This window comes from Candidatus Competibacteraceae bacterium (genome assembly GCA_016713505.1).
GTDB lineage: Bacteria > Pseudomonadota > Gammaproteobacteria > Competibacterales > Competibacteraceae > Competibacter_A.
In genome coordinates this window covers 1536643-1561126 of sequence record JADJPA010000001.1, presented here as the reverse complement: position 1 = coordinate 1561126, position 24484 = coordinate 1536643, and the positions used below count along the sequence as shown (strand labels likewise).

22 protein-coding genes are annotated in these 24484 nt (G+C 62.5%); 16 read left to right on the top strand and 6 right to left on the bottom strand.

The window, feature by feature from the left end; genetic code table 11:
* Positions 1–110: 110 nt before the first annotated feature.
* Positions 111–1544 (top strand): dihydrolipoyl dehydrogenase, encoded by a 1434-nt coding sequence (gene lpdA / locus IPK09_07115; protein ID MBK7983383.1) that lies wholly within the window; start codon positions 111–113, stop codon positions 1542–1544.
* Between the two features lie 9 nt (positions 1545–1553).
* On the opposite strand, the gene IPK09_07110 is transcribed toward lpdA, so the two are convergent.
* Positions 1554–2807 carry a multifunctional CCA addition/repair protein gene (locus tag IPK09_07110; protein MBK7983382.1) on the bottom strand — a complete coding sequence of 418 codons (1254 nt, stop codon included), beginning with the start codon at positions 2805–2807 and terminating at the stop codon, positions 1554–1556.
* A gap of 106 nt (positions 2808–2913) precedes the next feature.
* On the opposite strand from IPK09_07110, the gene IPK09_07105 reads away from it, so the two are divergent.
* Genes IPK09_07105 through dnaQ form a run of 4 tightly spaced genes read left to right on the top strand, consistent with a single transcriptional unit; the run spans position 2914 to position 6870 of the window.
* Positions 2914–4050: an aminopeptidase gene (locus IPK09_07105; protein ID MBK7983381.1), complete on the top strand. Its 1137-nt coding sequence runs from the start codon at positions 2914–2916 to the stop codon at positions 4048–4050.
* Positions 4031–5665 (top strand): ABC transporter ATP-binding protein, encoded by a 1635-nt coding sequence (locus IPK09_07100; GenBank protein MBK7983380.1) that lies wholly within the window; start codon positions 4031–4033, stop codon positions 5663–5665. Before IPK09_07105 ends, IPK09_07100 begins: the two co-directional genes overlap by 20 nt.
* A gap of 1 nt (position 5666) precedes the next feature.
* Positions 5667–6125, top strand: a complete 459-nt coding sequence (gene rnhA, locus IPK09_07095) for a ribonuclease HI (protein ID MBK7983379.1) — start codon at positions 5667–5669, stop codon at positions 6123–6125.
* Between the two features lie 13 nt (positions 6126–6138).
* Positions 6139–6870 (top strand): DNA polymerase III subunit epsilon, encoded by a 732-nt coding sequence (dnaQ, locus tag IPK09_07090; protein ID MBK7983378.1) that lies wholly within the window; start codon positions 6139–6141, stop codon positions 6868–6870.
* Here the strand turns inward: dnaQ and IPK09_07085 are convergent.
* Positions 6867–7874: an NAD-dependent epimerase gene (locus IPK09_07085; GenBank protein ID MBK7983377.1), complete on the bottom strand. Its 1008-nt coding sequence runs from the start codon at positions 7872–7874 to the stop codon at positions 6867–6869. The genes dnaQ and IPK09_07085 overlap by 4 nt on opposite strands.
* A 19-nt stretch (positions 7875–7893) precedes the next feature.
* A complete protein-coding gene (tviB, locus tag IPK09_07080) occupies positions 7894–9171 on the bottom strand; it encodes a Vi polysaccharide biosynthesis UDP-N-acetylglucosamine C-6 dehydrogenase TviB (protein MBK7983376.1) in 1278 nt (425 codons plus the stop codon).
* A 228-nt stretch (positions 9172–9399) separates the two neighbouring features.
* Between tviB and IPK09_07075 the strand changes: the two genes are divergently transcribed.
* Positions 9400–10758, top strand: coding sequence for a TIGR03013 family PEP-CTERM/XrtA system glycosyltransferase (locus tag IPK09_07075; protein MBK7983375.1), 1359 nt, complete (start codon positions 9400–9402; stop codon positions 10756–10758).
* 19 nt (positions 10759–10777) lie between these two features.
* Here IPK09_07075 and metG read toward each other — a convergent pair whose 3' ends face one another.
* A complete protein-coding gene (metG, locus tag IPK09_07070) occupies positions 10778–12808 on the bottom strand; it encodes a methionine--tRNA ligase (GenBank protein MBK7983374.1) in 2031 nt (676 codons plus the stop codon).
* Positions 12809–12941: 133 nt separating this feature from the next.
* On the opposite strand from metG, the gene apbC reads away from it, so the two are divergent.
* On the top strand, positions 12942–14033 hold the full coding sequence (gene apbC / locus IPK09_07065) for an iron-sulfur cluster carrier protein ApbC (GenBank protein MBK7983373.1): 1092 nt from the start codon (positions 12942–12944) through the stop codon (positions 14031–14033).
* Positions 14034–14394: 361 nt separating this feature from the next.
* Entirely contained in the window at positions 14395–14997 is a 603-nt protein-coding gene (gene dcd / locus IPK09_07060; GenBank protein ID MBK7983372.1) for a dCTP deaminase, read from the top strand.
* On the opposite strand, the gene purN is transcribed toward dcd, so the two are convergent.
* A complete protein-coding gene (purN, locus tag IPK09_07055) occupies positions 14984–15652 on the bottom strand; it encodes a phosphoribosylglycinamide formyltransferase (protein ID MBK7983371.1) in 669 nt (222 codons plus the stop codon). The two genes, dcd and purN, sit on opposite strands and share 14 nt — an antisense overlap.
* Entirely contained in the window at positions 15649–16701 is a 1053-nt protein-coding gene (purM, locus tag IPK09_07050; protein ID MBK7983370.1) for a phosphoribosylformylglycinamidine cyclo-ligase, read from the bottom strand. Before purM ends, purN begins: the two co-directional genes overlap by 4 nt.
* Before the next feature lie 96 nt (positions 16702–16797).
* Here purM and IPK09_07045 point away from each other — a divergent pair, with 96 nt between their 5' ends.
* The 8 genes from IPK09_07045 to maf are packed head-to-tail and all read left to right on the top strand — an operon-like array spanning position 16798 to position 24461.
* On the top strand, positions 16798–19416 hold the full coding sequence (locus tag IPK09_07045) for a leucine--tRNA ligase (protein MBK7983369.1): 2619 nt from the start codon (positions 16798–16800) through the stop codon (positions 19414–19416).
* 9 nt (positions 19417–19425) lie between these two features.
* On the top strand, positions 19426–19932 hold the full coding sequence (locus IPK09_07040; protein ID MBK7983368.1) for a hypothetical protein: 507 nt from the start codon (positions 19426–19428) through the stop codon (positions 19930–19932).
* Positions 19929–20954, top strand: coding sequence for a DNA polymerase III subunit delta (locus IPK09_07035; GenBank protein ID MBK7983367.1), 1026 nt, complete (start codon positions 19929–19931; stop codon positions 20952–20954). The genes IPK09_07040 and IPK09_07035 overlap by 4 nt, the downstream gene beginning before the upstream one ends.
* Positions 20955–21007: 53 nt before the next feature.
* A complete protein-coding gene (locus IPK09_07030) occupies positions 21008–22288 on the top strand; it encodes a glutamate-5-semialdehyde dehydrogenase (protein MBK7983366.1) in 1281 nt (426 codons plus the stop codon).
* A gap of 45 nt (positions 22289–22333) precedes the next feature.
* Entirely contained in the window at positions 22334–23014 is a 681-nt protein-coding gene (nadD, locus tag IPK09_07025) for a nicotinate-nucleotide adenylyltransferase (GenBank protein MBK7983365.1), read from the top strand.
* Positions 23015–23030: 16 nt separating this feature from the next.
* Positions 23031–23387, top strand: a complete 357-nt coding sequence (rsfS, locus tag IPK09_07020; GenBank protein MBK7983364.1) for a ribosome silencing factor — start codon at positions 23031–23033, stop codon at positions 23385–23387.
* Between the two features lie 17 nt (positions 23388–23404).
* Positions 23405–23875, top strand: coding sequence for a 23S rRNA (pseudouridine(1915)-N(3))-methyltransferase RlmH (gene rlmH / locus IPK09_07015; protein ID MBK7983363.1), 471 nt, complete (start codon positions 23405–23407; stop codon positions 23873–23875).
* A gap of 1 nt (position 23876) precedes the next feature.
* Complete coding sequence (gene maf, locus IPK09_07010; GenBank protein MBK7983362.1) at positions 23877–24461, top strand: septum formation inhibitor Maf; 585 nt, start codon at positions 23877–23879, stop codon at positions 24459–24461.
* The last annotated feature ends 23 nt before the right edge of the window (positions 24462–24484 follow it).

Sequence of the window (24484 nt, the reverse complement as noted above, 5' to 3'; positions counted from 1 at the left end):
CTTGCGGTCTTCGCTGACCGGCGTCGGGCTAAGCCGTCGCGGCCATCCGCGGCGGCGTCTCGCTATTTCGATTTCATGATTACGAACACTCACTGGCATTCGGGGGAAGCATGGCAAAGACTTATGATGTCGTCGTCATCGGGGGTGGCCCGGCCGGCTACGTGGCGGCGATCCGTTGCGCGCAGCTCGGCCTGGAAACCGCCTGCGTGGAGGAATGGATCAATTTCAAGGGCAATCCAGCCTTGGGCGGCACCTGTCTGAACGTAGGCTGCATTCCCTCCAAGACCCTGCTCGAATCCTCCGAACAATACCATCGCTTGCGGCACGGCTTGGACGCGCACGGCATTCAGGTCGAGGGCGTCCGCTTGGATCTCGACAAAATGATGGCGCGCAAGAATGATATCGTTTTGCAACTGACCAACGGGATCAGCACGCTGTTCGAGGGTAACGGCGTCGAATGGTTGCAAGGTCACGGCAAGTTGCTGGCGGAACGCCAAGTCGAGATCACCGCCCGGGACGGCTCGGTCGAGGTGGTCACGGCCGATCAGGTGATTATCGCCACCGGCTCCAAACCGATCGATATCGATGCCGCGCCGGTGGACAACGCCGAGGGCTTGATCGTCGATTCGACCGGCGCGCTGGATTTTCGCACTGTCCCCGCGACCTTGGGGGTGATCGGCGCGGGCGTGATCGGCCTGGAGTTGGGCAGCGTCTGGAGCCGGTTGGGTTCCAAGGTGATCATGCTGGAAGCGGTCGAGGATTTTCTGGCCCTGGCCGATCAGCAGATCGCTCGGGAAGCCTTGCGCCAGTTCAAGAAGCAGGGCCTGGAGATCCGCTTGGGCGCGCGGGTCATGGGAACCGAGAAAACCGCGGCCGGCGTCAAGGTGCAATTCCGGGACAAAACCGGCGATCACGAGATCACCTTCGAGAAATTGCTGGTGTCGGTCGGCCGGCGACCGAACACCGATAATGTCGCCGCTCCCGAGGCCGGGCTGTTGCTCGACGAGCGGAGCTACATCCACGTCAATGATGCTTGCGAGGCTAATCTGCCGGGCGTGTACGCCATCGGCGACGTGGTGCGCGGGCCGATGCTGGCGCACAAGGGGTCGGAGGAAGGCATCATGGTGGCCGAGAACATCGCCGGCCAGCACGGCCATCTGAATTACGACGCCATTCCCTGGGTGATCTACACCAATCCCGAAATCGCCTGGGTGGGTAAAACCGAACAGGCGCTCAAGACCGAGGGCATTCCCTATAAACTCGGCAGCTTTCCCTTTGCCGCCAACGGTCGCGCCAAAGCCATGGAAGCGGCTGCCGGCCTCGTCAAGATCTTGGCCCATGCCGAAACCGACACACTGTTGGGGTGCCACATCATCGGCCCGTTCGCCTCCGAACTGGTGCAGGAAGCGGTGCTGGCCATGGAGTTCCACGCCAGCAGCGAGGATCTGGCCCGGACCATCCACGGCCATCCGACCTTATATGAAGCCTTGCATGAAGCGGCTTTGTCCGTTCACGGCCGCGCCTTGCACAAGATCAATAGCTGAACGGGACCGTCAGTGTTTGGCGAGGGCGCGAAATGCGCCCTCGAAGGTCTGCTTCGCCTCGGTGATCGCGGCCAATCTGGCGTCTTGCAGCGCCGCCGCCAGCGCCAGGCCCGAGAGTCCTTGCGCCACCAAGGGACGCGCGCTGACGGCGGCGGCGGCTCGTTGGACTTGCGCCAACAGCATCGGTTGCGGATAGGGCCGATTTTCCAGGCCGGCGCGCCCGCGCGCGTCCGCCTCGCACGCCAGCAAGAAGTGCGCGAAGCGCTGCGGTTTGCGTAAGGCGTCCACTCCCAGTAGAGTTTTGAGCAAGGTTTTCGGGCGCAAGCTCAGCGCGCGGTGACAGTGGGTGTGATAGCGGGCGGTCAGCACCCCCAGTTCCCGGAACATGTTGGGAATGCGCAGCCGCTGGCACAGGCCGCGCACCAGATCAGCGCCGCGCCGTTCGTGATCGAGATGGCGCGGCCATTCCTGTGGCGGGGTAGTACCCTTGCCCAGATCGTGCACCAGCACCGCGAACCGGGTCACCACGTCGGCTTGCAAGCGAACCGACTGCGCCAGCGCCATCAGGGTATGGACGCCGGTGTCGATTTCGGGATGGTGAGCGGGGGGTTGCGGGACGCCGAACAGCCGGTCGATTTCCGGGAAAATCCGCGCTAGGGCGTCGCAGACCCGCAAGGTTTCGAAAAATTGTTCGGGCCGAGCTTCGCCGAGGGCGCGCACGGTTTCCGCCCAAACTCGTTCCGGCACCAGCGCGTCGGCTTCGCCGCTGGCGACCATCTCGCGCGCCAGGGCCAGCGTTTCCGGCGCTATCCGAAAGCCGAGCGTGGCGTAGCGGGCGCTGAAGCGGGCCAGCCGCAGAATCCGCACCGGGTCTTCGGCAAAGGCCGGCGAAATGTGGCGCAGCCAGCGCCCTTCCAGATCGCGCCGGCCGTGATAGGGGTCGATCAGGCGGCCCCCGGCGTCGCGGGCCATGGCGTTGATGGTGAGATCGCGCCGGTGCAGGTCGTCTTCCAGCGTCACGCCGGAGCCGGCCTGAACGTCGAAGCCATGATAGCCGGGCGCGGTCTTGCGTTCGGTGCGAGCGAGCGCGTATTCCTCGCGGGTTTGCGGGTGCAGGAACACCGGGAAATCCTTGCCGACCGGGTGGAAGTCGCGCGCCAGCAAGTCGGCCGGGGTCGCGCCGACCACCACCCAGTCCCGTTCCTTGACGGGAAGACCGAGTAGCTCGTCGCGCACCGCGCCGCCGACTAGATAGATTGCCAAGGGGCTGGTATCCATTATCCAACTTCGATCGTGGGTTGCCTCAAACGCCGGTCGGGTTATGGGCGAACGCCCTGGCCGGTTGATAAACCTTAGACGGTTTTGAGCGATGCGGCGTGCTTTCTGGCGGTTTTTAATGTTACCTGGCTTCGCGCTGAGCCTGTCTGGCTGTGCCGAACTGGCTTATTATCGCCAAGCGGCGGCGGGGCAGCTCGAACTGCTGCACGCGCGCCGGCCCGTGGCCGAGGTGTTGGCCGATCCCGCGACCGCGCCGGAGTTGCGGCGACGGTTGGAAGGGGCGCAAGCGCTGCGCGCCTTCGCCAGCGGCGAGCTGGGCTTGCCGGAAAACGGCAGCTATCGGGATTATGCCGACCTCCGGCGACCGCACGCCGTTAAGAACGTGTTCGCCGCGCCCGAGCTGTCGCTGGAACCCCGGCGCTGGTGTTATCCGGCGGTCGGCTGTATGAGCTATCGGGGTTATTTTGACGCCGCCGCCGCGCAAGGCTTGGCCGCCGACCTGCGCGCGGCCGGTGATGATGTGTATGTCGCCGATATTCCAGCCTACTCGACCTTGGGCTGGTTCGACGATCCGCTGCTGAACACCTTCATTGCGTGGCCGGCGGGTCGTTTGGCGGAGCTGATGTTTCACGAACTCTCCCATCAGCGGCTGTATGTTTCCGGAGACACGGCGTTCAACGAAGCCTTCGCGACCGCCGTCGGCCGGCTGGGGGCGGAGCGGTGGCTGAAGCAGCAGGGGACGGCGCGCGAACGGGAAGATTATGCGGCCGATGGCCAGCGCCGCGAGGATTTTTTGCGGCTGACGGCGACGGCCCGCGAGCAATTGACGGTGTTGTATGCTTCGGCCCGGCCCGATGCCGAGAAGCGCGCCGACAAGCAACGCATTTTGACGGCCTTGCGCGACGGCTACCAGCAATTGAAACAGCAATGGGGCGGCTATTCCGGTTACGACCGCTGGTTTGACCGCGATCTCAACAACGCCAAGTTGGCCGGCAACAGCACCTATTATCGTTGGGTCCCGGCGTTTTTGGCGTTGTACGAACACGAGGGGCAGAATTTTGTGGCGTTCTATCGAGCGGTCGAAGCCATCGGGCAATTGCCGCCCTCGGAACGGACCGCGCGCCTAGACGCCTTGTCGGCATCCCCCAGCAATATCGTTTCGAACGCCGCCGTAACGAACGATCCACCCACCACCCACAGGAGCCATGATGAGCGTCGAGATCTCTGAAGGCGTCCCGCTGCTTGAAATCCGCGATTTAGCGGTTTCCTTCGGCGCGGCGCCGGCCGTCAAACGGATTTCGTTCGCTTTGAACCGCGGCGAGACGCTGGCGTTAGTGGGGGAAAGCGGCTCCGGCAAATCGGTAACGGCGCTGTCGATCCTGCAATTGTTACCGTACCCGCACGCCCGCCATCCCAGCGGCAGCATCCGCTTGCGCGGCCAGGAATTGCTGGACGCAGCGCCGGAGCGGATGCGAAAGATTCGCGGCGCTCAGATCGCCATGGTGTTCCAGGAACCGATGACCTCGCTCAACCCGCTGCATTCCATCGAGCGACAGGTCGGCGAGACCCTGGAATTGCACAAGGGTTTGCGCGGGGATGCGCTGCGGGCGCGGATACTGGCGTTGCTGGAGCTGGTGGGCTTGCCCGACGCCGCCCAGCGCCTTAACGCCCTGCCGCACGAACTGTCCGGCGGCCAGCGCCAGCGGGTGATGATCGCCATGGCGCTGGCCAACGACCCCGATATCCTGATCGCCGACGAGCCGACCACGGCGCTCGACGTGACCATTCAGGCGCAAATTTTAAAATTGCTTGAAGGCTTGCAAGCCAAATTGGGAATGGCGATTCTGTTCATCACCCACGATCTCGGCATCGTGCGCCGGCTCGCGGACCGGGTCTGCGTGCTGCGCGCCGGCGAAGTGGTGGAAACGGGCGCGGTTGCGGAAATTTTCGCCAACCCCCGGCATTCCTACACCCGGCAGTTGTTGGCCGCCGAACCCAAGGGCGAACCGCCGCCGGAAGTGGCCGACGCGCCGGAAGTGATCGCCGGCGAGGGATTGAAAGTCTGGTTTCCGCTCAAGCGCGGCCTGCTGGGCCGGGTGGCCGATTACGTGAAGGCGGTGGATGGCGTCAGCGCCAGCGTGCGGGAAGGGCAGACGCTCGGCGTGGTCGGAGAAAGCGGCTCCGGCAAGACCACCTTGGGGTTGGCGCTGCTGCGGCTGCTGTCCAGCGAAGGCGCGGTCCGCTTCGGGGGGCAACGCATTGATGGGCTACCGAACAAGACGCTGCGGCCGCTGCGTAAAGGGATGCAGATCGTCTTCCAAGATCCCTTCGGCTCGCTCAGCCCGCGCTTGTCGGTGGGTGAAATCGTTGAGGAAGGGTTGTTGGTGCATGGGTTGGCCGGTGATCGCGCCACCCGTCGCGCCCGTATCGCGCAGACCTTGGAGGAAGTGGGACTGGACCCTGCCGCTCAGGATCGCTATCCGCACGAGTTTTCCGGCGGCCAGCGCCAGCGTATCGCCATCGCCCGCGCCTTGGCGCTGAAGCCGCGCCTGCTGGTGCTCGATGAACCGACCAGCGCGCTGGATGTGTCGGTGCAGGCGCAAATCGTCGACCTGCTGCGCGACTTGCAACGCCGTTACCGGCTGGCTTATCTGTTCATCAGTCACGATCTGCGGGTGGTGCGGGCGCTGGCCAATCATCTCCTGGTGATGAAAAGCGGTCGGGTGATCGAAGCCGGTCCCGCCCGCCGGGTGTTCGAAGCGCCCCAACATCCCTACACGCAAGCGTTGCTGGCGGCGGCGCTCAATTTGGAAACCGTAGGCGACGGCGTGGTGGCCACCTGAGATGGGCGATTCCGACGATTGGGTGCTGCTGTTCACCGATGGAGCCTGTTCCGGCAACCCCGGCCCCGGCGGTTGGGGCGCGCTGTTGCGTTATCGAGAGCATGAGAAGGAACTGTCCGGCAGCGAGGCGGCGACCACCAATAACCGGATGGAACTGCTGGCGGCCATCAACGGCCTGGAGGCGTTGAAACGGCCGGCGCGGGTGCGGATCGTGACCGACAGCCAATACGTCATGAAAGGCGTGACCGAATGGCTGGCGGCTTGGAAACGGCGCGGCTGGAAAACCGCCGACCGCCAACCGGTCAAAAACGTCGAGCTCTGGCAGCGGCTAGAAGCCGCGGCAGCGCCCCATCAGCTCCAATGGGAATGGGTGCGCGGCCACAGCGGCCATCCCGAAAACGAACGGGTGGACCAACTCGCCAGAGCGGCGATCCCTTCAGCCGATCCCCTGACAACCTGAACGGTAACCCGACATGCGCGCCCGCCAAATCGTCCTCGATACCGAAACCACCGGCCTCGATCCCGCTCAAGGGCACCGAATCATCGAAATCGGTTGCGTCGAACTGGTCAATCGCCGCCATACCGAGCGGCGGTTTCACACCTATTTACAACCGGATCGCCTGATCGACGCCGAAGCGGTGCGGGTCCACGGCATCACCAACCAACGGTTGACCGACGAACCGCGCTTTCCCGAAATCGTCGAGGCGTTGCTCGATTTCGTCCGCGATGCCGAACTCATCATTCATAACGCGCCCTTCGATCTCGGCTTTCTCAACCACGAGCTCCGGTTGTGCGGGCGCGGCCAGATCGTGCTCGAACGGCTTTGCGCGGTCGAAGACACCCTGCTGCTAGCGCGCCAGCGCCATCCTGGCCAGCGCAACAGCCTGGATGCGCTGTGCAAGCGCTATAACATCGACAATTCTCAGCGGACCCTGCACGGCGCGTTGCTGGACGCGGAGATTTTGGCGGACCTTTACCTGGCGATGACCCGCCAGCAAAGCTCCATGTTCGAGCGGGACAGCGGCAACGCGCCGGCCTTGGCGCCAGGCGGCGAGGTGCGGGAAACGCGGGCGCTGCGAAACCGTCCGGCGCTGGCGGTGCTGCGCGCCGACGCCGAGGAAGCGGCGGCGCACGCCCGCTATCTGGAGCTGTTGGAAAAAAGCAGCGGCGGGCAATGCGTCTGGAAGCGCCTGGAAGCGTCCTAAAGCCGATAATAGTCCCGATACCACTTCACAAAACGCGCCACGCCCTCCTCGATGGGCGTATCGGGTCGGTAGCCGACATCGCGCACCAGCGCATCGACATCGGCGTAGGTGTCCGGCACGTCGCCGGCCTGCATCGGCAACAGGTTCTTGGTCGCCTTGCGCCCCAGACAGTCTTCGAGGACTTCGATATAGCGCATCAGTTCGATCGGCCGGTTGCTGCCGATGTTGTACAGCCGGTAAGGCGATAGGCTGGTGGCGGAATCCGGCGCGTCGCCCGACCAATCCGGGTTCGGCGCCGCCACTTGATCCATGACCCGCACCACGCCCTCGACGATATCGTCGATATAGGTGAAATCCCGCCGGTGGTGGCCGTAGTTGAAGACGTCGATCGGTTCATTGGCCAGGATGCTGCGGGTGAACAGAAACAGCGCCATGTCCGGCCGGCCCCAAGGACCGTAGACGGTGAAAAAGCGCAAACCCGTGGTCGGCAGGCCGTACAAATGGCTGTAGGTGTGGGCCATCAACTCATTGGCTTTCTTGGTGGCGGCATACAGGCTGACCGGATGATCCACGTTGTCGTGGACCGAGAACGGCATCTTGGTGTTGGCCCCATAGACCGAACTGGACGAGGCGTAGACCAAATGCTCGACGCCGTGATGGCGGCAGGCTTCAAGGATATTGACGAAGCCCACCACATTGGAATCGACGTAAGCATGGGGGTTTTGAATGGAATAGCGCACGCCGGCTTGAGCCGCCAGATTCACCACCCGCTGCGGCCGGTGCTTGGCGAAGGTTTCGTTCAGGGTTGCCCGATCTTCGAGGCTGGCTCGTACCTCGCGAAAGCCCGCCTGGGCTTGCAAGCGCGCCAAGCGCGCCTGCTTCAGCGTAACATCGTAATAATCGTTCAAATTGTCGAGGCCGATGACTTCATCGCCGCGCGCCAGCAGGCGCAGCACTAGCGTCGACCCGATGAACCCGGCGCTGCCGGTGACCAAGATTTTCATGATAGCTCCTGTGTCTCGCTTACAGTCGTCCGTCGACGGCGGCGGCCGGTAAAAGATATTTCACGTCGAACAGCACCGAATTGGCTTTGCCCAGCTGGCGGATGCGTTCGACGCCCAACTCGCGAAACTGCTGGTGGGCGACCGCCAGGATCACGGCGTCGTAATGACCGGCTTTCGGTTCCCGGACCGGCTCGATCCCGTATTCGCGCTGGGCTTCATGGGCGTCGACCCACGGATCGTAGACATCGACCCGCGCGTTGTAGTCGCGAAATTCCTGGACGATATCCACCACGCGGGTGTTGCGCAAATCCGGGCAGTTTTCCTTGAAGGTCAAGCCCAATACCAGGATGTTGGCATCCACCACCGCGATGCGTTTTTGAGTCATCAATTTGACGACGCGCTCGGCCACGTGGGCGCCCATGCCGTCGTTGATGCGCCGTCCAGCCAGAATCATTTCCGGGTGGTAGCCGATTTCCTGCGCTTTATGGGTGAGATAATAGGGATCGACACCGATGCAGTGACCGCCGACCAACCCCGGCCGGAACGGCAGGAAGTTCCATTTCGAGCCGGCCGCCAGCAACACTTCCTCGGTGTCGATGCCCAGCCGATCAAACAGTAGCGCCAGTTCGTTGATCAAGGCGATATTGACATCGCGCTGGGTGTTTTCGATCACTTTCGCCGCTTCGGCCACCCGGATACTGGAGGCTTGGTGAGTGCCGGCGGTGATGATGCGACGGTACAGGGCGTCCACAAACGCGGCGGCCTCGGGAGTGGAACCCGAGGTGACCTTGCGGATGGTGGTGACGCGGTGTTCCTTGTCGCCGGGGTTGATGCGTTCGGGGCTGTAGCCGGCGAAGAAATCCTGGTTGAATCGCAGCCCAGACTGCTTTTCCAGGATCGGCACACACACTTCCTCGGTGGCGCCGGGGTAGACGGTGGATTCGTAGATGGCTACATCGCCCGCTTTCAACAAGCGCCCGACGGTGGTGCTAGCGCCGATTAGCGGACCTAAATCCGGGCGTTTATAATCGTCCACCGGCGTGGGGACCGTAACGATGTAAACGTTGCAGCTTTCTAGGTCCCTGGCTTGGTGGGTGTAGCGCAGTTGCCTGGACTCACTGAGTTCCTCGGAGGGTACTTCCAGGGTGCTGTCGGTTCCGGCCTGAAGCTCCCGAATTCGGTTTTCGTTGATATCGAAGCCAAATGTTGGAAAATGCTTGCCGAATTCAACCGCCAGGGGAAGGCCCACATAGCCGAGGCCGACAATGCCGATGCGCGTGGTAGCGAGGTCAAACATTGCTGATGCTCCGTTCAGAATTTTGTTGCGGGAAGGTTTTAAAGGAGGAAAGAGCTTGAAAATGATGCATTTGTAGCTTATGAATTTAGGTATAACATGTTTTATACGGTTATCGTTATAAGGGTTCTTGGTCGGCAATAGACGCCTTTTTGTTGCAAAAATTTCGATTTATCGCGGGCGGTTAATCTCATGATGCGGTTGTTCAGACATTATATTTCTCGATCGTTGTTGACTTTATTGCTGGTGGAGTCGCTGCATTTATTTTGGTCATTCTATTTTAGCCGGATCTTATACGATGCATTGGGTTACGAAAGAATCGTGTCTCCTTTCGATAGCTTCATCTTGAGTGCGTTGGTGTTCACGCTGGTCATGTGTGCGATCATGACCGCGATGGGGTTATACGAGCGGAATTTTTGGAACGGCAAGAGCGATATGCTGCTACGCGTCGGCGTCAGTTTCATGATCGGTTTGTTCGTGATGACCGCTATCTATTATCTGGTTCCCGATTTATATCTGTCGCGTGGCACGTTCAGCCTGGCGTTTGGGATCGCATTTGTCGGCATTGTATTGTTTCGGTTCATTTTTTTCCGGGTTTCAAGCGACGCCAGGATCAATCGCCGGTTGCTGGTGCTGGGTGTGGGCCAACAAGCGGCGCGGCTTGAGGAGTTGCAGGATAAGAAAAATGCCGGATTTTCGATCGTGGGTTACATTCAAGTTCATGAAGATGAAAGACCGCGGGTAATGGGGGCTCGGATGCTCCAGGTCACCAGCAATCTGAGCGATCTGGCGGAAGAACTGTCGATCGACGAAATCGTGGTGGCGATGGATGACCGGCGTAAAGGCTTTCCGCTCGATGAGGTGCTGGAGTGCAAGTTTGATGGGATCCAGATCAGCACGTTTCTGACCTTCTTCGAGCGCCAGTCCGGTAAAATCCAGCTTGATGCGTTGCGGCCGAGCAATCTGATTTTTGCCGACGGCTTCCAGGTTGCGCTGGTCAACCGCATGGTCAAGCGGTTGTTTGACTTGCTGGTCAGTTCCTTGCTGCTGGCGTTGGCGGCACCGTTGATGGTGTGCGCCGCTTTGGCGGTTTGGCTGGAATCCAGATTTGCTGGCCCGATCTTGTACCGGCAAACCCGAGTCGGGTTCAACGGACGTTCGTTCGAGGTGATCAAATTCCGCAGTATGCGGGTGGATGCCGAGAAGGATGGCAAAGCGGTCTGGGCCAAACAGGGGGACAGCCGAATTACTCCAGTCGGAGCGGTCATGCGTGATACGCGCATTGATGAGTTACCCCAGTTGTTCAACGTGCTGCGCGGCGACATGAGCTTCGTCGGTCCCCGTCCCGAACGACCGCAGTTCGTTGCCGAACTGGCGAAAAAACTCCCCTTTTATACCATGCGCCACATGGTGAAACCGGGGATTACCGGTTGGGCGCAGATCTGTTTTCCCTACGGCGCTTCCGAGGAAGACGCCCGCGAAAAGCTGGAGTACGATCTGTACTACATCAAGAATTACAGCATCTTCTTCGATACCGTCATCTTGCTGCAAACCGTCCACACCGTTTTTTGGGGCAAGGGCGCACATTAGCAAATCGGCTTCAAGATCATTATTTGACGCGCATTCCCGGCTCCGCGCCGCTGTCGGGTGCGAGTAGGTAAATGCCGCCCGCGCCGCCCGCCGCCAGAATCATGCCTTCGGAGACGCCAAAGCGCATCTTGCGCGGCGCCAGATTGGCGACCAGCACCGTCAGCCGCCCCTGTAAATCTTCCGGCGCATAAGCCGGCTTGATGCCGGCGAACACTTGGCGGGTTTCACCGCCGAGGTCGAGTTCCAGCCGCACCAGTTTGTCGGCGCTGGCCACGGCTTCGGCCTTGACGATGCGCGCGACGCGCAAATCGACTTTGGTGAAGTCGTCGATGCTGATGGTCGGTTCGATGGGATCGACCGTCAGCGGTTCCACCTTCATGCTTCCCGCCTCGGGGACAGCACCTTCCTTCGATTCCTCGACCATGGCGTTGATCTGCGTCATTTCCACTCTCTGCATCAGCGGCTTGAATTCGGCGATGGCGTGGTCCAACAGCGGTTTCTCTAAATCGGTCCAGCGCAGCGGCGCAATGTGCAGGAACTGTTCGACCGCGGTGGCGACCCCCGGCAATACGGGTTTGAGATAGATCATCAACAGGCGAAATAGATTGAGGCCCATGCCGCACACCGCCTGAACCTCCGTTTCGTTGCCAGGCTGTTTGGCCAGCGCCCACGGTTTTTTCTCGTCGATGTACTGATTGGCGCGGTCGGCCAGCGCCATGATCTCGCGCATGGCCCGGCCAAATTCCCGGCCTTCGTAAGCTTGGGCGATGGAATCGCCGGCGGCGACAAATTCCGCGTACAACCCCGGTTCCGCCAACTGCTCGGCCAAGCGGCCCGCGAAGCGGCGGCTGATGAAGCCGGCGCAGCGGCTGGCGATGTTGACCAGCTTGCCGACCAGATCGCTGTTGACCCGCTGCACGAAATCCTCGAAATTCAGATCGAGATCGTCGATGCCGTCGTTCAGCTTGCTGGCGAAGTAATAGCGCAGCACTTCCGGCCGTAAGTGATTGAGAAAAGTGCGGGCCTTGATGAAGGTGCCGCGCGATTTCGACATCTTCTGGCCGTCCACGGTCAGGAAGCCGTGGCAATGCACCGCCGTCGGCTTGCGAAAGCCCGCGCCGGTCAGCTCCGCCGGCCAGAACAAAATGTGAAAATAGGCGATGTCCTTGCCGATGAAGTGATAGACCTCGGCGCTGCTGTCGGGCTTCCAGAAGTCGTCGAATTGCAAGCCGGCGCGGTCGCAGTAATTTTGGAAACTAGCCATGTAGCCGATGGGCGCATCCAGCCAGACGTAAAAATACTTGCCGGGCGCGTCGGGGATTTCGAAACCCCAGTAGGGCGTGTCGCGGGAAATGTCCCACTCCTGCAAGCCAGCGGTGAACCATTCATCGAGCTTGTTGGCCATCTGCGGCTGGATCGGTCCGCCGCCGATCCAGTCTTTCAGCATTTTTTCGAAATTGCCCAGCTTGAAAAAGAAATGCAGCGACTCCTTGGTGATCGGAGTTGCGCCGGATAGCACCGAGCGGGGATTTTTTAGGTCGGTCGGAGCGTAGGTCGCGCCGCAGTTTTCGCAACTGTCGCCGTACTGATCCATCGCGCCGCAGCGCGGGCATTCGCCCTTGATGAAGCGATCCGGCAGGAACATCTGTTTTTCCGGGTCGTAGGCTTGGGTGATGACCCGACGGCTGATGTGGCCGGCTTCGTCCAGCCGGCGGTAAATCAGTTCAGAATAATGGCGGTTTTCCGGGGAGTGGGTCGAATAATAGTTGTCAAATTCGATCAGGAAATCGGCGAAATCGCTCCGGTGTTCTTGCCAGATGCGGTCGATAAGTTGTTGCGGGGTGACGCCATCCTGTTCGGCGCGCAACATGATCGGGGTGCCGTGGGCATCGTCGGCGCACACGTAAGTGCAATCATGGCCGCGCAGTTTCTGAAAGCGGACCCAGATGTCGGTCTGAATGTATTCGACCAAATGGCCGATATGGATCGGGCCGTTGGCGTAGGGCAAGGCGCTGGTGACGAGGATGCGGCGGGTGATCGGGTCGCTCATGGCACGGACGGGTTGCGGTCGCTCGGAAAGGCCGCTACGTTAGCAGCATTCCGGTATCGCTGTCATCCCGACGCCCTCCAGGCGATAGCCGGATCCCAAAATCCCCCATCTTCCCAGCAACGAGGAATCGATTATGACCGCGGTAACGCGCGCCGATGTGGAAACCGCCCTCAAGGGCTATATAGACCCGTATCTGGACCAGGATTTGATCGCCGCCAAATGCGTCAAAGCGATTCGAATCGACGGTTCCCGCGTGGAGTTGGACATCGAGCTGGGCTTTCCGGCGGCGGGTTACCGGGACGCACTGACGGCGGCCCTGCGCGAGCGGCTGGCGGCGCTGCCCGGAATCTCGGAGCTTGCGATCAAGGTCGAAAGCAAGCTCGTTTCCCACGAAGTGCAAAAAGGCTTGAAGCCGTTGCCGGGAGTCAAGAACATCATCGCCGTAGCTTCCGGCAAGGGCGGGGTCGGCAAATCCACCACGGCGGTCAATCTGGCGCTGGCGCTGCGGGCCGAGGGCGCCGTCGTCGGCTTGCTGGACGCCGACATCTACGGTCCTAGCCAGCCGCGGATGTTAGGCTCGACCGACCGGCCGGAATCGCCGGACGGCAAGTCGCTCAATCCGGTGGTCAGCCACGGCATTCAGTCCATGTCGATCGGCTATCTGATCGAGGAGGAAACGCCGATGGTATGGCGCGGGCCGATGGTGACCCAAGCGCTGGAGCAGTTGCTGCGCGACACGCGCTGGCGGGATTTAGATTATCTGGTGATCGACCTGCCGCCCGGCACCGGCGACACCCAATTGACCCTGTCGCAGAAAGTGCCGGTCAGCGGCGCGATCATCGTGACCACCCCGCAAGATATCGCCTTGCTGGACGCGCGGCGGGGGTTGAAAATGTTCGAAAAGGTCGAAGTGTCGGTGCTCGGCATCGTCGAAAACATGAGCATCCACGTTTGCTCCCAATGCGGCCACGAGGAACATATCTTCGGCGAGGGCGGCGGAGAGCGCATGGCGGAGCAATATCAGGTGCCTTTTCTCGGATCTCTGCCGTTGGATATTCGCATCCGCGCGGAAACCGACAATGGCCAGCCGACGGTGGTGGCCGAACCGGACAGCCGTATTGCGGGCCTGTATCGAGAAATCGCCCGGCGCGCCGCCGCGCGGCTGTCGCTCCAGGCCAAAAATTACAGTCACAAATTCCCGAACATCATCATTCAGAATACATAAAGTTTTTTCGTTCTATGATTATAGGGGTCTTGTAAGACCTTTCGCCGTTTTATAACTTTTGATGCGGAGAAAATAATCAATGAAAGCAATCATCAAGGCTGGTTTGCTAGCATTTTTAGTCGGAGGCGCCGTCGCGCTGCCGGTTCAGGAGGCCGACGCTTATACCCGATGCCGAGATGTTTACACCCGCGGCGTGCATAAACGGATATGCACCACTCACAGACCGTATTCCCGTCGGGTCGTTTGCCGGAATTATTGGCGTCACGGTGTCAAGTATCGTAGCTGCCATCGGGTGCGCTGAGGCGTGATCTAGAGCGCGCGGCCTTTGGCCGCGCTTTCATTTCAAGCAGGAGAAAAATGCGTGCGCTTGTGCGATCGCGACATCGAGCGTTGTCTGGCTGAAGGCAAAATCCGCATCGAGCCGCGTCCGGCCTCCAGTCGGATCAACGGCGTGAGCGTGGATTTGCATTTGGGTGGCCGGTTCCGAGTCTTCAACGATCATGCCGCGCCTTACATCGATCTCAGCGGCCCTCGGGAGGCGGTGGATCAGGCGATCAACCGCATCATGAGCAAGGAAATCAAAATCGCTTCTGATGAAGCGTTCTTCATCCATCCCGGCGAACTGGCGCTGGCCGCCACCGCCGAGACCATCACCGTGCCGGACGATCTGGTCGGCTGGCTGGACGGGCGCTCTAGCTTGGCTCGGTTAGGGCTGATGGTGCATGTCACCGCGCATCGCATCGACCCCGGCTGGAGCGGGGCTATCGTGCTGGAGTGTTACAACAGCGGCAAGTTGCCGCTGGCTTTGCGGCCCGGCATGGCCATTTGCGCGATCAGTTTCGAGACCTTGACCGGTCCGGCCATCAGACCCTATTCCAAGCGGCAGGACGCCAAATACAAGGATCAAAGCGGTCCGACCCCGAGCCGGATCGGGGACGATGAGCGGCTGGCTAAAAAGCGTTGAGCACAGTCTCCAACCGCAGCGGCTTATCCAACGCTTGACCATCGAACAGCACCCGTTCCCCATCCAGCCTTAGCCGTCCTTGCGCAAACCAGCGAATCGCTTGCGGATACAGGCGATGTTCCTGTTCCAGCACCCGCGCCGCCAGAGTGTCGGGATCGTCCGCCGGCAATACGGGCACCCGCGCCTGGACGATGACCGGGCCGCCGTCCAGCTCGGCGGTGACGAAATGGATGCTGGCCCCGTGTTCGGTTTCACCGGCGGCGATAGCCCGTTGGTGGGTGTGCAAGCCCCGGAACTTCGGTAACAAAGAGGGGTGAATGTTGAGCAGTCGGCCCCGATAATGTTCGGTGAAGTCAGGCGTAAACACCCGCATGAAGCCCGCCAGAACCACCAAATCCGGTTCATGGCGGTCGATCGATTCGATGAGAGCCGCTTCGAATGTCGGTCGGTCGGGAAACTGTTTGTGATCCAGCGCCAACGCCGTCACTCTCGACTCCCGCGCCCGTTCCAGGCCTTGCACGCCGGGGCGGTTACTGATGACGGCGGCGATTTCCACCGGCAGCTCGCCGCTGGCGGCTTGATCCAAAATGGCTTGCAGGTTGCTGCCCCGGCCGGAAATCAGCACCACCAGCCGGATTTTTCGGAACTCGTTCACGGGTAAAACTCCACGGCGGGCTCGCCCTCGCCAGCGGTGATTTCCCCCAGCCGCCACACCGTTTCGCCCGCGCCGCGCAATAACGTCAGCGCGGTATCAGCGACCTCTGGCGCGACGCAAACCACCAGCCCGACCCCGCAGTTGAAGGTGCGCCACATTTCGGCATCGAGTACGTTACCGCGTTGCTGCAACCATTGAAAAACGGCCGGCCGTTGCCAGTTGGCGACGTTGATCGTTGCCTTGGTGTCGGCCGGCAACACCCGAGGTAGATTCTCGGTCAAGCCGCCGCCGGTGATGTGGGCGATGGCGTGAACCTCCACCTGTTCCAGCAGTTGCAGGATCGGTTTGACATAGATGCGGGTCGGGGCCAGCAAAGCATCGCCGAGAGTAGAGCCGGCCAGCGGCTGGTCGAAACCCGCGTTACTGATGGCTAGAATCTTGCGGATCAGTGAGTAACCGTTAGAATGCGGGCCGGAGGATGCCAGCCCGAGCAGCACATCGCCGACTCGAACCCGGCTGGGGTCGATGATCTTGGCCTTTTCGACCACCCCGACGCAGAAGCCCGCCAGATCGTAATCGCCCGCCTGATACAGCCCCGGCATTTCGGCGGTTTCCCCGCCCACCAGCGCCGCGCCGGCCTGTTGGCAGCCGTCGGCGATACCTTTGATGACGGTCGCCGCGACCTCGACCTCCAGCTTACCGGTGGCGTAATAATCCAGAAAGAACAGTGGTTCGGCCCCGACCACCAGCACGTCGTTGACGCACATCGCCACCAGATCGATGCCGATGGTGTCGTGGCGGTTTAGCTCCAGCGCCAGCTTCAACTTGGTGCCGACGCCGTCGGTGCCGGAGACCAGCACCGGCTGACGATAGCGATCCAACGGCAGCTCGAACAGCGCCCCGAAGCCGCCCAGGCCACCCAGCACGCCGGGCCGCGCGGTACGGCGGGCGTGCGGCTTGATCCGATCCACCAGCCGGTTGCCGGCGTCGATGTCCACGCCGGCGTCGCGGTAGCTGAGGGTAGGGCGTCTTGAAGGTTGCTCGTTCACGGGTGAAAGACCTCGTTTGCGGTTGGGTGCGCGCCAGTGCGATTTAAAGTTATGTTATCTTACCGCACTTCGTTTTGAAGCCGGGGAACCGTCGTGATCGCCGAGTCTTACAATCCGCAAGTCATTGAAGCGGAAGCGCAACGTTATTGGAACGAGCAGCGGACCTTCGCCGTGCGCGAAGAGCCGGGCCGCGAGAAATATTATTGTCTGTGCATGTTCCCGTACCCCAGCGGACGGCTGCACATGGGCCATGTTCGCAACTACACCATCGGCGACGTAATGACCCGTTACCAACGGATGCTGGGCAAGAACGTGTTGCAGCCGATGGGCTGGGACGCGTTCGGCCTGCCCGCCGAAAATGCCGCGATGGCCGGCGGCGTCGCGCCGGCGCAATGGACTTACGACAACATCGCCTACATGAAGAAACAGCTTCAGTCGCTGGGGTTTGGGCTGGATTGGGACCGCGAACTGGCGACTTGTCAGCCGGACTATTACCGCTGGAATCAATGGCTGTTCTTGCGGATGCTGGAACAAGGCATCGTTTACCTCAAGACCGGCGTGGTCAACTGGGACCCGGTGGATCAGACCGTGCTGGCCAACGAACAGGTCATCGACGGACGCGGCTGGCGCACCGGCGCGCTGGTTGAAAAGCGCGAAATCCCGATGTATTACATGGCGATCACCCGCTATGCCGAGGAGTTGCTGACGGCGCTCGACACGCTGCCCGGCTGGCCGGAGCAGGTCAAGCTGATGCAGAAAAACTGGATCGGCAAGAGCCACGGCGTGCGGATCGGTTTTCCCTATCGGCTTCCCGCCGCCCATGGAAAGGCGGCCCATGAGGATGACGCCGAGGTGCTCTGGGTGTTTACCACCCGCGCCGATACGCTGCTGGGCGCGACCTATGTCGCGATCGCCGCCGAGCATCCGCTGGCGCTGCACGCCGCGCAAAACAATCCCGCATTGGCTGCCTTCATCGAGGAATGCCGGCGCGGCGGCGTGACCGAGGCCGAACTGGCGACCCAGGAAAAGAAAGGGATGCCGACCGGCTTGACCGTCACTCATCCGCTCACCGACGAGCCGCTGCCGCTGTGGGTCGCCAACTACGTGCTGATGGGCTACGGCGACGGTGCGGTGATGGCCGTTCCCGCTCACGACGAACGCGATTTCGCTTTCGCCCGTCAATACGGCTTGCCGGTCAAGCCGGTGATCCGCACCAGCGCCGGCGACGAAACCCCCGCGCCGTGGCGCGACGCTTACGCCGAGCATGGCGTCTGCATCAATTCCGGCCACTACGACGGTCTCGATTTCGAGCGGGCGGTGGATGCCATCGCCTCCGATTTAAGCCTTAGGGATTTAGGCGAGAAGAAGGTGATCTGGCGGTTGCGCGATTGGGGCATTTCCCGGCAACGCTATTGGGGTACGCCCATTCCCATCGTGCACTGCGGCGCCTGCGGCGCGGTGCCGGTACGAGACGAGCAGTTGCCGGTGGTATTGCCGGAGCATCTGGTGCCGGACGGTTCCGGCAATCCGCTCAACAAGTATCTCGAATTCCTGCATTGCCCCTGCCCGCAGTGCGGCCAGCCGGCCCGGCGCGAGACCGACACCATGGACACTTTCGTGGATTCGTCCTGGTATTTCTTCCGCTACGGCACGCCGGGCGCGAAGGCGATGGTGGACGCGCGGGCGGATTACTGGATGCCGGTCGATCAATATATCGGCGGGATCGAACACGCCATCCTGCACCTGTTGTATTCCCGCTTCTGGACCAAGGTCATGCGCGATCTGGGTCTGACCAAGGTCTCCGAGCCGTTCGCCAATTTGCTGACCCAGGGCATGGTGTTGAATCACATCTTTTTCCGCAAGGGTGAAAAAGGCGGCATCGGCTACTATCCGCCGGGCGATGTCGAGATGACTCGCGACGAGCAAGGGCGGGTGGCGAACGTTGTCGCCGTTGCGGATGGCCAGCCGGTGGAATATGGCGGCATCGGCACCATGTCCAAGTCCCGCAAGAACGGCGTGGACCCGCAGACCCTGATCGAGCAGTACGGGGCCGACACCGCCCGGCTGTTCATGATGTTCGCCGCGCCGCCGGAACAGGCGTTGGAATGGTCGGATACCGGCGTGGCCGGGGCCTATCGTTTCTTGCGGCGGCTGTGGGTTTACGCCGCCGAGCAGCAGGACGCGATCCGCGCCGCCGGCGAGCCGAATCCGGCCGGGCTGGACGAGCCGCTGCGCGCCGTGCGCCGCGACATTCACGAGGCGCTGCGGCAAGCCTTGTTCGACTTCGGCCGCCATCAGTTCAACACCGTCGTCTCCGGCGGCATGAAGATGCTGAACGCGCTGGCGCGGATCGAGGCGAGCGACGCGGCGGCCGATGCGGTGCGCCGCGAGGGGTTGAGCCTGCTGCTGCGCCTGCTGTCGCCGATCGTGCCGCACATCACTCACACCTTATGGCGCGAGTTGGACTATGGCGAGGATGTGTTGAGCGCCGCATGGCCGAAACCCGACGGGGCGGCCTTGGCGCGGTCGCTGGTGACGCTGGTGGTGCAAGTCAACGGCAAGCTGCGCGGCCAGATCGAAGTGCCGGTCGATGCCGGGCGCGGCGCTATCGAACAGGCCGCCCAAGCCGACCCCAACGTGCGGCGCTTCGTCGAAGGCAAGCCGGTGCGCAAGATCGTGGTGGTGCCGGGCAAGCTGGTCAACTTGGTGTGTTGAGGTGCTGTCATGCGTTGGCTAAATACAACCGCCTTGGGATTGAGCGTACTGCTGCTGGCCGGCTGTGGATTTCACCTGCGCGGTCAGGCGGAACTGACGCCGGAACTACGAGTGATCTACGTTCAGAGCCAGCAAGGCATCGGGATGCCGCCGGGCGTGCTCGGCCGCAAGCTCCCGACGGTGCTGGCGAGCAATGGCGTCACCGTCACCCGCGATCCGACCCAGGCGACGGCGATCATCACCATCCTGAACGAAGGCGGCGGCCGGCGCACCATGGCCGCCGACCGTTTCGATGTCAAACGCGAATATTCGCTCGTCTACAGCGCCGTTTATGATGTCAAGCTGAGCGGCGGCCGAGTTCTGATCGGGGCCGAGGGCGTCAGCGCCAACCGTGCCGTGCTGTTCGACGAAAACCGGGTGCTCGGCTTCGAGGCGGCCCAGGAATCCCTGACGGACAACATGGCCGAAGAGATGGCCTGGCAAATCCTCCGCCGCTTGCAGGCGGTCAAGTCTTGAGGTTGCGTCCCGACCAACTGACCGGGCATCTGCGCAAAAATTTGGCGCGGTTGTATTTGGTGTTCGGCGAGGAGCCGTTGCAGGCGCTGGAAGCGGCCGACGCCATCCGCGCCGCCGCGCGGGAGCGGGGCTACACCGAACGGGAATGCCTGACGGTGGAAGCCAGCTTCGATTGGAGCGCCTTGGCCCAACGGGCCGCCAGTCCCTCGTTGTTCGCCGACCGACGCCTGTTGGAAGTGCGGCTGGGTAACGCCAAGCCGGGCGATGCCGGCGCGCGGGCCTTGAGCGATTATGCCGAACGCCCGGCCGAAGATGCCGTATTGCTGATCACCGCTGGCAAGCTGGACTGGAATACCCAAAAAAGCCGTTGGTTCGCGGCGCTGGACGGGGCCGGCGTGGTGGTGGCCGCTTTGCCGGTGGAACCGCGCCAATTGCCGGGCTGGATCGAACGCCGGCTCAGGGAACGCGGTCTTAATCCCACCTCGGACGCGGTAGCGTTACTGGCCGAGCGGGTCGAAGGCAACCTGCTCGCCGCCGCTCAGGATATCGAAAAGCTGGCGCTGTTGGCGGATGGCCGGGAATTGAACGTGCCGGCCGTGTTGGCGACGGTTGGCGACAGCGCCCGCTACAGCATCTATGATTTTGTGGACGCCGCCTTGCTCGGACAACCGGAACGGGTGGCGCGGATTCTGAACGGGCTGCGCGACGAAGGCATCGAACCGGTGCTGGTCAACTGGGCGCTACACCAGGAAGTGCGCCGGCTGGCGGCGCTGGCCTTTGCCTGCGAGCGGGGACACGTGTTGGACGCGGCGCTGGCCGAGCAAAAAGTCTGGGAGAAGCGCAAGCCGCTGCTCCGTCAGGCCTTGCAACGGTTGAGCTTGGCGGACTGCCGGCGGTTGCTGCGCGACTGCGCCAAGACCGACCGAACCGTCAAAGGCGTCGAACCGGGTTCGGTCTGGGAGGGCCTACTGGCCAACGGCTTGCGGCTGGCGGGCCTTGAGTTGTTGCCCGAACAGATTTGACGATCATCGCCGGCGTGACGTGTCGCGTCGGCCACCGAGTGGCTGTCGTTATGATGAATAGCAACGCGGATACCGCCAACGCCATCACGCGCTACATGACCGAGGTCGGCCAGCGCGCTCGCGCCGCCTCGCGCCTCGTCGGTCGCGCCGAGACGAGGAGCAAGGACGCTGCCTTGTATGCCGTCGCCGAGGCGCTGGAAGCGGCCGAGGAGCGCTTGCGCGCCGCCAATCAACTGGACATGGACGCCGGACGGGCCGCCGGTCTGGAGCCGGCCTTGCTGGACCGGCTGGAACTGACGCCCAAGGGCATTCGCGGCATGGCGCAAGGCTTGCGGGAAGTCGCCGCCCAGGCCGATCCAGTCGGTGAAATCACCGATCTCAAGTACCGGCCGTCGGGGATTCAGGTTGGTCGGATGCGGGTGCCGCTGGGCGTCATCGGGATCATTTACGAATCGCGCCCGAACGTCACCGCCGACGCCGCCGCCTTGTGTCTGAAAGCCGGCAACGCCGCCATCCTGCGCGGCGGCTCCGAAGCGCTGAACTCCAATCGCGCCATCGCCGCCTGCATCCAGCAGGGCTTGGCCGCCGCGCACTTGCCAAGCGATGCGGTGCAGGTGATCGACACCGCCGACCGCGCCGCCGTCGGCGAACTGATCCGCTTGGCGGAGTATGTCGACGTGATCGTGCCGCGCGGTGGCAAGAGTCTGATCGAGCGGATCAGCCGCGAGGCGCGAGTGCCGGTGATCAAGCACCTCGACGGCGTTTGCCACGTCTATATCGACGACCGCGCCGACTTCGACAAAGCGGTCGCGGTGGCCTACAACGCCAAGACCCAGCGCTATGGCACCTGCAATACCATGGAAACCCTGTTGGTGGCGGAAGGCATCGCCGAACGCATCTTGCCGCTGCTGGGCCGGAAGTATCAGGACGCCGGCGTGGAATTGCGCGGCTGCGCCCGTGTCCGCGATTTGATACCCAGCGTCAAGATCGCCACCGAGGACGATTGGTACGCCGAATATCTCGCGCCCATTCTGGCGGTCCGGGTGGTGAAGGACATGGACGAGGCCATGGACCACATCGCCACTTACGGCTCCGCCCACACCGACGCCATCGTCACCGAGGACTACGGCCGGGCGCGGCGCTTTTTGCGCGAGGTCGATTCCAGTTCGGTGATGGTGAACGCCTCGACCCGGTTCGCCGACGGCGGCGAGTATGGGCTGGGTGCCGAAATCGGCATCAGCACCGACAAGCTGCACGCGCGGGGACCGGTCGGCATCGAGGGCTTGACCACCCAGAAGTTCGTGGTGTTGGGCGATGGTCATTTGCGCGGCTAACGCCATGACGGGGAGGCTCGCTCAGCCGAACCGGAGGCGGGCTTGATGGGTCCGGCGTCGGGTCCGGTCGGTGTTCTGGGCGGCACCTTCGATCCCATTCATTACGGCCATTTGCGGCCGGCGCTGGAATTGCTGGAAACGCTGGAGTTGAGCGAAGTTCGTTTCATTCCCTGTCGGATTCCCGCCCATCGCGGCGCGCCGTCGATCACCGCCGAGCAGCGCTTGGAATTGGTGCGACTGGCGATCATCGGGCAGCCGGGCTTCGTCGCCGACGGGCGGGAACTGCGCCGGGCGGGGCCGTCCTACATGGTGGACACGCTGGTTGCCTTGCGCCAGGAACTCGGGGATACGCCCTTGTGTCTGATCCTCGGCAGCGACGCTTTCCAAGCATTGACGACGTGGCACCGCTGGCAGGCGCTGACCGATTTCGCTCATATAGCGGTCATGCAGCGTCCGGGCGCGCCGCTGGTTTTGCCGCCGGCATTGGACGCTTTTGCCGCCGCGCGTCGGGTCGATAACGCGCGGGTGCTGCACCGGCGACCGGCCGGGTCCATCCTGGTGCAACCGGTCACCCAGCTCGCTATTTCCGCCACCCAGATTCGCGATTTGCTCGCGCGCGGTCAGTCGGTCCGCTATTTATTGCCGGAAGCCGTGCTGGGTTACATTCAGTATCAGGAGCTGTACCGCCCGTCGACCGCTCCCGCCACTATCACGCCCAACCGGTGAGGAAAGACCAGATACCATGCAATTCGAAGCCTTGCAGAAAATCGTCGTCGATGCCCTGGAAGAACTGAAAGCGCAGGACATCAAGATTCTGGACGTGCGCGGCGTCGCCAGCTTCACCGATCTGATGATCGTCGCCAGCGGCACTTCCACCCGCCACGTCAAGGCGGTGGCCGACAAGGTGATCGAGAAAGCCGGCCAGGCCGGGGTCAAGCCGTTGGGTGTCGAGGGCGAACGGGAAGCCGAATGGGTGCTGGTGGATCTGAACGACATCATCGTTCATGTCATGCTGCCGCAGACCCGCGATTTCTATAATCTGGAAAAGCTGTGGTCGATGCGCGACCGCGCCAGCGGCAGCCAAGCAGCGGGCGGCTGAATTATTCCTTTGAGGACATGAAGATTCATTTGCTCGCCGTCGGCACTCGAATGCCGGGCTGGGTCAAGACCGGGTACGCCGAATATGCGGGACGCTTGCCGCGCGAGTGCGCGTTGCGGCTGGTCGAAATTCCCGCCGGCAAGCGCGGGCCGAACGCCGATAGCAGCCGAGCGATCCGCGAGGAAGGCGAACGCCTGACAGCGGCGATCCCGACCAACTGCCGCCCCATCGCGTTGGACGAACGCGGGCAGGCGTGGACCACGGCGGAGCTGGCCGAACAACTGGGCGGCTGGTTGCAAGACGGTCGCGATCTGAGCCTGTTGGTCGGTGGTCCCGACGGTCTGGATGCCTCGTGCCGCGCTCGCGCCGAGCGTTTGTGGTCGCTGTCGCGCCTGACCTTGCCACATGCGCTAGTGCGGGTGGTGGTGGCCGAGCAGCTTTATCGGGCGTGGAGTTTGTTGCACAACCATCCCTATCACCGCGCCTGACATGCGGGTTGCCCGAATCTATCTCGCTTCCGGCTCGCCCCGCCGCCGCGAACTGCTGCGCCAGATCGGGGTCGGCTACCGACGGCTGCCGGTCGCGGTGGACGAAACGCCGCTGCCCGACGAGCCGCCCGCCGCCTATGTGGCCCGGCTGGCGGTGGCCAAAGCCCGAGCGGGGGTCGAAGCGATCCGGCGCCGGAGTACGGGTTGGCCGGTGCTGGGCGCGGACACCGCGGTGGTGGTGGATGGCGCGATTCTCGGCAAACCCCGCGACCGGGACGAAGGATTGGCGATGTTGGCTTTGTTGTCCGGCCGCGAACATGCGGTGCTGAGCGCGGTGTCCCTGGCAACCCCGAGGCGACACGCGGTCAAAGTACAGGAAAGCCGGGTCCGCTTCCGTGACCTGTCCCCGGCGGAACGCGCGGCCTATTGGGCCAGCGGCGAACCGGCGGACAAGGCCGGCGGCTATGGCATCCAAGGCCGGGCGGCGGCCTTCATCGCGGAGTTGCGCGGCAGCTATTCCGGGGTCATGGGGCTGCCGCTGTTCGAGACCGCCGAACTGCTGCGTGAGTTCGGATTTTCCCTTTAACCTCCATCAACCTTCTGACAGGG